Source organism: Amycolatopsis kentuckyensis, assembly GCF_002155975.1.
GTDB lineage: Bacteria > Actinomycetota > Actinomycetes > Mycobacteriales > Pseudonocardiaceae > Amycolatopsis > Amycolatopsis kentuckyensis.
On the sequence record NZ_MUMI01000566.1, the window covers coordinates 1 to 5,493 of the forward strand.

The window sequence follows — 5,493 nt, forward strand, 5'->3', positions numbered from 1 at the left end:
TCCCTGGGGGAACCACCCGTCTCCACCCTACCGCCCACCTCCGACACTCCGTGCCCGAACGAACACGATCTCCCGAGTTGTCCACATGTCGACTTACCTGGGGACAACTTGTGGATCGCCACCCGGATTCAGCTCGCCAACCCGGCACACCCGGCTTACAGTCCCCTTATGCGTCAGCGCTGGATCCTCGTGGTCCCGGTTGCGGTGCTGGTCACAGCGCTGCTCGCGGGGGTCGCCACCTGGACTCAGTCCGGCGGGCTCGAACGCGATCTCACCGCGCGAGCCCAGGCCGCCCTCTTCCAAGCCGGGCTGCCCACCGGCGATGTCCGGTTCGACGGGCGGGATGCCACCCTCAGCGGCTTCCCGCCCGGGCAAGCCCTGCGGGCCCTCGAAATCGTCCAGAACGTCGACGGTGTCCGGGCCGCCAAGGTCAACGGTGACGTCACCCCCGTGGCTCCGAGCACCACCAGCCAGCCGACCACGGAAACCACCCCGACGAGCCCGCCGCCGACCACCAGCACCACCGCTCCTCCTCCCACCGACAAAGCCGGCGTCCAAGCCGAGATCGATCGGATGCTCACCGAAGCCCCCATCGCCTTCGAGCCCGACACCGCGAAGCTCACCCCGGACGGCGAGCAGGCCGCGCGCAGCGTTGCGGTCGCCCTCACCAAGGCGCCCGCCGGCTTCCGGTACCGCGTCACCGGGCACGTTGCGCGGGGTCCCGGTGGGGAAAGCGCCGCGCTCAAGCTCTCGCGGGACCGCGCCCGGGCCGTCGCGCGGATCCTCACCTCCACCGGGCTGGCGGCCAACCGCGTGACCTACCGGGGGCTGGGCGACACCCGGCCGGCCACCGGTGGCGAAGAAGACCGGCGTGTCGAGATCACGGTCGTTTGAGGGGTGATGAGCTGATGTTCTGGCTGTTCGGACAGATCTGGCTGTGGCTGATCGTCGCCTTCGCCCTGGGCGCGCTGACCTCGTGGCTCGTCCTGCGCGCCGCGAAGAGGCCCGAGCCCGTGCCCGAAGAAGAACCCGTGGAAGAACCGCGCTACGAGCCCCCGCCTCCGCTCTCCACCGAACAAACCCAGTTCATCCCCGCCGCCTGGGCGCAGCACGCGCCCGATCGGCGGGCCGACGTGCACGACGACGACGAACAAGATCCCGTCGGCCACCGCGAAGGGCACCTCCCCCTGCCGCCGCAGCGGGGAGCGCAGGCCGAAGACTGGCCCACCGAAGAAGAGCCCGCCTGGCCGGAGTCCGAAGAGGCCCCGCAGTGGCCGCAGCAGCCTGGGCGCGGTGCCTGACACCCATCCTGGTAAGTTCGGCTACGCACTGTGAGCGAGGGCTGAGGAGGGGGTGGAGTGGCGCTCCCCCATTGGACGCCGCAGCAGGTCCTGCCGCCGGGCCGGCACGCGGGTGACCTCGCCGACGTCTACGAACGCCTGGTGTTCGACGCCCCGCACCAGAACGACCGCGAGATCCTGTTCAGCGCGCTCAACAGCTACCTCGGCGTCGCCCGGCGGATCATCCCGTCCGGCCGCGCCTGGATCGGCGGCGAGCTCATCACCCGGACCGCCCACCCGCCGCGCAGCCTCGACGTCGTCCTCATCCCGGACGAGTGGGGCGCGCTCAAGCGGCTCGACGACGCCGGCCGGTCCGCGCTCTACGGTCTGCTCACGCTGCGCGGCGTGATCGTCGGGCAGCCGGCCATGTACCTCGACCAGGTGCAGCCGGTCGGCGGCATGCTGGACGGCTTCCTGTGCCGCCCCGGCGACGAAGACGTGTGGGCCGAGGTCTGGGCCGAAGGCGGCAGGGGCTACCCGGAGATGATCTGGTGAGGAACGAGTTCCGGCGCATCGCCGACGAGATCCCCGGCGGCACGTGGCTCGACGACCTGGCCCGCGCCTCGGCGATGGCGGCGAACGCCAAGTTCGAGCGGACGTCCCGCTCGCCGCTGCTGCACGTCTCGGTGATCGGCGAGCAGACCATCGACGCCTACACCTTCTCCGACATCAGCCGCGCGCTGCAGGACGCGACGGCGAAGATCGGGCACATCATCCGGAACCCGTCCGGCGAGGTCACCCAGGTCCAGCAGACCGACCGGGACAAGGCGCCGCTGATCCAGCGCGGCCAGGCGGGCAACGCGATCTTCTTCGGCTTCCCGGAGCCGCTGGCCGACGACGCCCTGATCGTCGACGGCATCGAGACGCTGTCCGAGCGCGCGGTCAAGGAACTGTGCGACTTCCTGCCGGCGAACGGCTCGGACGACGGCGCGCTCGACGCCGTGCTGCTGCAGCGCGACACCGTCCGCAACGCGGTGAGCGACATCGTCAACGCCGTCGCGAAGAACGCCGGCATCGGGATGGCGCTGACCCCGACCGCGGGCGAGCAGGTCACCCGCAGCATGACCACCGAGCAGGCGCGGATCCTGCAGGGCAGCCTCCGCGAGTCCCGCGAGGAGGTCGGCTACGAGACGGTCCGCGGCCGGCTCGACGGCGTCCGGACCCGGCGGCGCATCTTCTACCTCGACCGCGAGTCGGGCGGCACGATCCAGGGCGCGGTGGCGCCGGATCTGCTCGACCAGATCAAGGAAAACCTCGACCGCCCGGTGACGGCCCGGCTACGCGTCGTGCGCACGACGACGATCGACGGACGCCGCGGCCGGCCGGTCTTCGAACTCCTCGAAATCACGCCGGAAGTAAGCCTTTTCGACTGAGAAGTCCGGTATGCGACTTTCGTCTTGAACACCGGTACCGACGGTCGTCGTGGGCCGAACAGGCCAGGAAAACAGTGGGAACTCCGATATTCTTCCCATTGATCACCGGGCCACACCCTGCCCGCGATGTCAGGAAATATCGATACCTGACCGTAAATGGTGGGACAATGACTTTTTCCAGAATGTAACAATTTCGTTCTGGGCCACACTTATGGGTTAACGTCGTCGCACTCCCACCCGAAGGGGTTCGCATGATGACCGACCCGCAGTACCCGCCGGCCGCCGCGCGTCACGGACGGCCCGCGCCGCCGGTGACGGCCACGGAGCGTCGTCAAGCCAATGCGAAGCCCGCACGGAACATCCTGGCGATCGTCGGCCTGCTGCTCGGTGTGGCCGCCCTGGTCGTCACGTTCGTCCCGGACCTCGAGTTCGTCGCGTGGCCGCTGGGCGGGATCGGGCTGGTCCTGGCCATCACCGGGCTGGTCCAGGCCAAGAAGGGCACCGTGGGTGACCGCGGGGTGGCGATCACCGCCACCGCCGTCACGGCCGCCGCGCTGCTCACCACGGCCGGGATGCTGCTGTACTCGACCTTCTTCGGCGGCGGCGAGTCCGGGCTGCACCTGCCCGCGGTGGCCACCGACAAGCACGCCGTGACGTTCCAGGTCACCTCCGCCGGCGGCGCGACCGTCCGCTACGGCAGCCTCAACGACCAGCGCACCGAGAACGCCCCCGCCAGCACCGACGCGTGGCAGGGCCAGGCGTCCTACAACAATGGCTCCTACCTGCTGACGCTCACCGCGGACACCCGCAATGCGACGGTCAGCAACGAAATCAGCTGCGCCATTCTCGTCGACGGCAAGAAGGTCGCGGAAAACAGCGGGGCGACGATCGCGCTCTGCACGGCGAACGTCGGCTGACGGCCGCCTGGCGACCGGCCGGCCTACCCCCACGTCGGCCGGCCGGGCCGCCACGAGCCGCTCCTGGCGGCTCCGGGTCCCGCGGCGGTTTCCCGCGCGGGGCCTGGCACCGGCGTCTCCGCCTGCCCCTCCCCTAGGGCTCTGCCGGCACCGCCGAACCTACGCGGACACCGCCCGCGCCCACTAAGAATCCACTAAGGATTGAGCGAATGGGCGCGGTCGTGACCCATTCGCAACGAAATTCCCGAACGGCGAAAGTGTCGGAAAGGGTTCACTGCAGATCGGCGAGTTCGGCGCGCACCTCACCGACGAGCTTCGGGTGCACGCGCTCGTAAATGCGCACCGCCAACGCCAGTTGTTCCCGCGCGCCGTCGATGTCGCCGCGGGCCCGCAGCACCCGGCCCAGCGTCAGCCGCAGCGCCCCTTCCCGCGCGACGAACTCGCGGCTGATCGCCAGGTCGATCGCTTCCCAGGCGTACCGCTCGGCGGCCTCGTGGTCCCCGGCCCGCAGGCTCAGCTCAGCCAGCTTGTCCAGCGAGAGGACGACCTGGTCGTCGTCGCCCAGTTCGCGGTCGATCCACAGGCCGGCGCGCTGGTGGGCGATCGCGTCGGACAGCCGGCCCGCCCGCTTCTCCGCCTGCGCGCAGCTGCTGAGCGCCTGCCCGCGCAGGGTGACGTCGGGGGCGTTCGCGACGGCGGCGGCCAGCCGCTCGATGGCCTTTTCGTGGTCGCCGAGCCGGCTCAGCGCGCGCCCGAGGTGCAGGTCCACCGACGTCCGCAGCCGCTGGTCGGCCGTCCCGGCGGACAGCCGCGCCGCCTGCTCGGCGTCGGCGAGCCCGAACCCCGGCAGCTCGAAGGTCAACGCGATCTCGCACCGCGACAGCCGCAGCCAGCACTGCCCCGCGACGTCGCCCGCCGCTTCGGCGGCGGCGACCCCGAGGTCGGCCATCCGCGTCCACTCGTCCAGCAGCGGGCACACGACCCAGTAGGTGTGCACCAGCCGGGCGAGCCGCCAGACGTCGTCGTGGCGGCCCGAGGCGTACGCGGCGTCGAGGACGGCCAGGACGTTCGGCCACTCGGCCGCGAACCAGTCGTGGGCCTCGGCGAAGCCGAGCAGCGGTGGCATCGCGTCGTCGGCGAGCACGTCGGAGAAGTCGAGCGGGTCGGCGACCCGGCCGAGCCGGCGCCGCGCCCGGTCAGCCACCGCCTGGTAGTAGCGGACCGTCCAGCCGAGCGCCTCGTCGCGCTCCTTGTCACCGAGTTCCGTCTCGGCCAGTTCGCGCAGGTACAGCCAGACGAGGTCGTGCGGCACGAAGACGTCGCGCTCGGTCTCGGTGATGAGGTTGTGCGCGGCCAGCGCGCGCAGCCGCCGTCGCGCTTCGGCCACCGGGATCTGCGCGACCGCGGCCATCACGTGCGGCCCGACCAGCACGCCGGGGATCGCGCCCAGCTGCAGGAACGTCTCGGCGACTTCGCCGGGCAGCCCGCGGAAGGAGACGTCGAACGCCGCGCGGACGCTGTCGTCGGCCCCGTCGACCTGGAGCCCGGCGAGCCGGGTGCGTTCGTTCCCGAGTTCGTCGACGAGCTCCTCCGCGGTCCGCTGCGCGCTCGCCGAGAGCCGCGCCCCCGCGATCCGCAGCGCCAGCGGGAGGTAGCCGCAGAGCCGCGCGAGGGCGTGGTTGAGGCTCGCCGGGCCGGCGAGTTCCTCGATGAGCGCCACGGCGTCGTCGGGCGCGAGCGTGCCGAGCACGCGCTGCTTGGCCGCGTTCGAGACGGCGAGCCCGTCGAGGCGCGAGCGGCTGGTCACTACCGTCATCGTCCGCGCGCTCGGCGGCAGCAGCGGCCGCACCTGCTCGGCGGTGC

6 protein-coding genes are annotated in these 5,493 nt (G+C 71.3%); 5 read left to right on the forward strand and 1 reads right to left on the reverse strand.

The window, feature by feature from the left end; genetic code table 11:
- Nucleotides 1-168: 168 nt before the first annotated feature.
- From CCN39_RS41870 to CCN39_RS41890, 5 genes are all read left to right on the forward strand, one after another.
- Nucleotides 169-894, forward strand: a complete 726-nt coding sequence (locus CCN39_RS41870) for an OmpA family protein (protein WP_244211247.1) — start codon at nt 169-171, stop codon at nt 892-894.
- Nucleotides 895-908: 14 nt separating this feature from the next.
- Complete coding sequence (locus tag CCN39_RS41875) at nt 909-1,301, forward strand: hypothetical protein (protein WP_086851997.1); 393 nt, start codon at nt 909-911, stop codon at nt 1,299-1,301.
- A gap of 57 nt (nt 1,302-1,358) precedes the next feature.
- Nucleotides 1,359-1,835, forward strand: coding sequence for a DUF6932 family protein (locus CCN39_RS41880; protein ID WP_086851999.1), 477 nt, complete (start codon nt 1,359-1,361; stop codon nt 1,833-1,835).
- A complete protein-coding gene (locus CCN39_RS41885; protein WP_086852001.1) occupies nt 1,832-2,713 on the forward strand; it encodes a hypothetical protein in 882 nt (293 codons plus the stop codon). Before CCN39_RS41880 ends, CCN39_RS41885 begins: the two co-directional genes overlap by 4 nt.
- 251 nt (nt 2,714-2,964) lie before the next feature.
- Nucleotides 2,965-3,630, forward strand: a complete 666-nt coding sequence (locus tag CCN39_RS41890) for a hypothetical protein (protein WP_086852003.1) — start codon at nt 2,965-2,967, stop codon at nt 3,628-3,630.
- A 271-nt stretch (nt 3,631-3,901) separates the two neighbouring features.
- Here the strand turns inward: CCN39_RS41890 and CCN39_RS41895 are convergent.
- Nucleotides 3,902-5,493 (reverse strand): tetratricopeptide repeat protein (locus CCN39_RS41895; protein ID WP_341867728.1); only part of this gene is annotated, 1,592 nt, incomplete at its 5' end.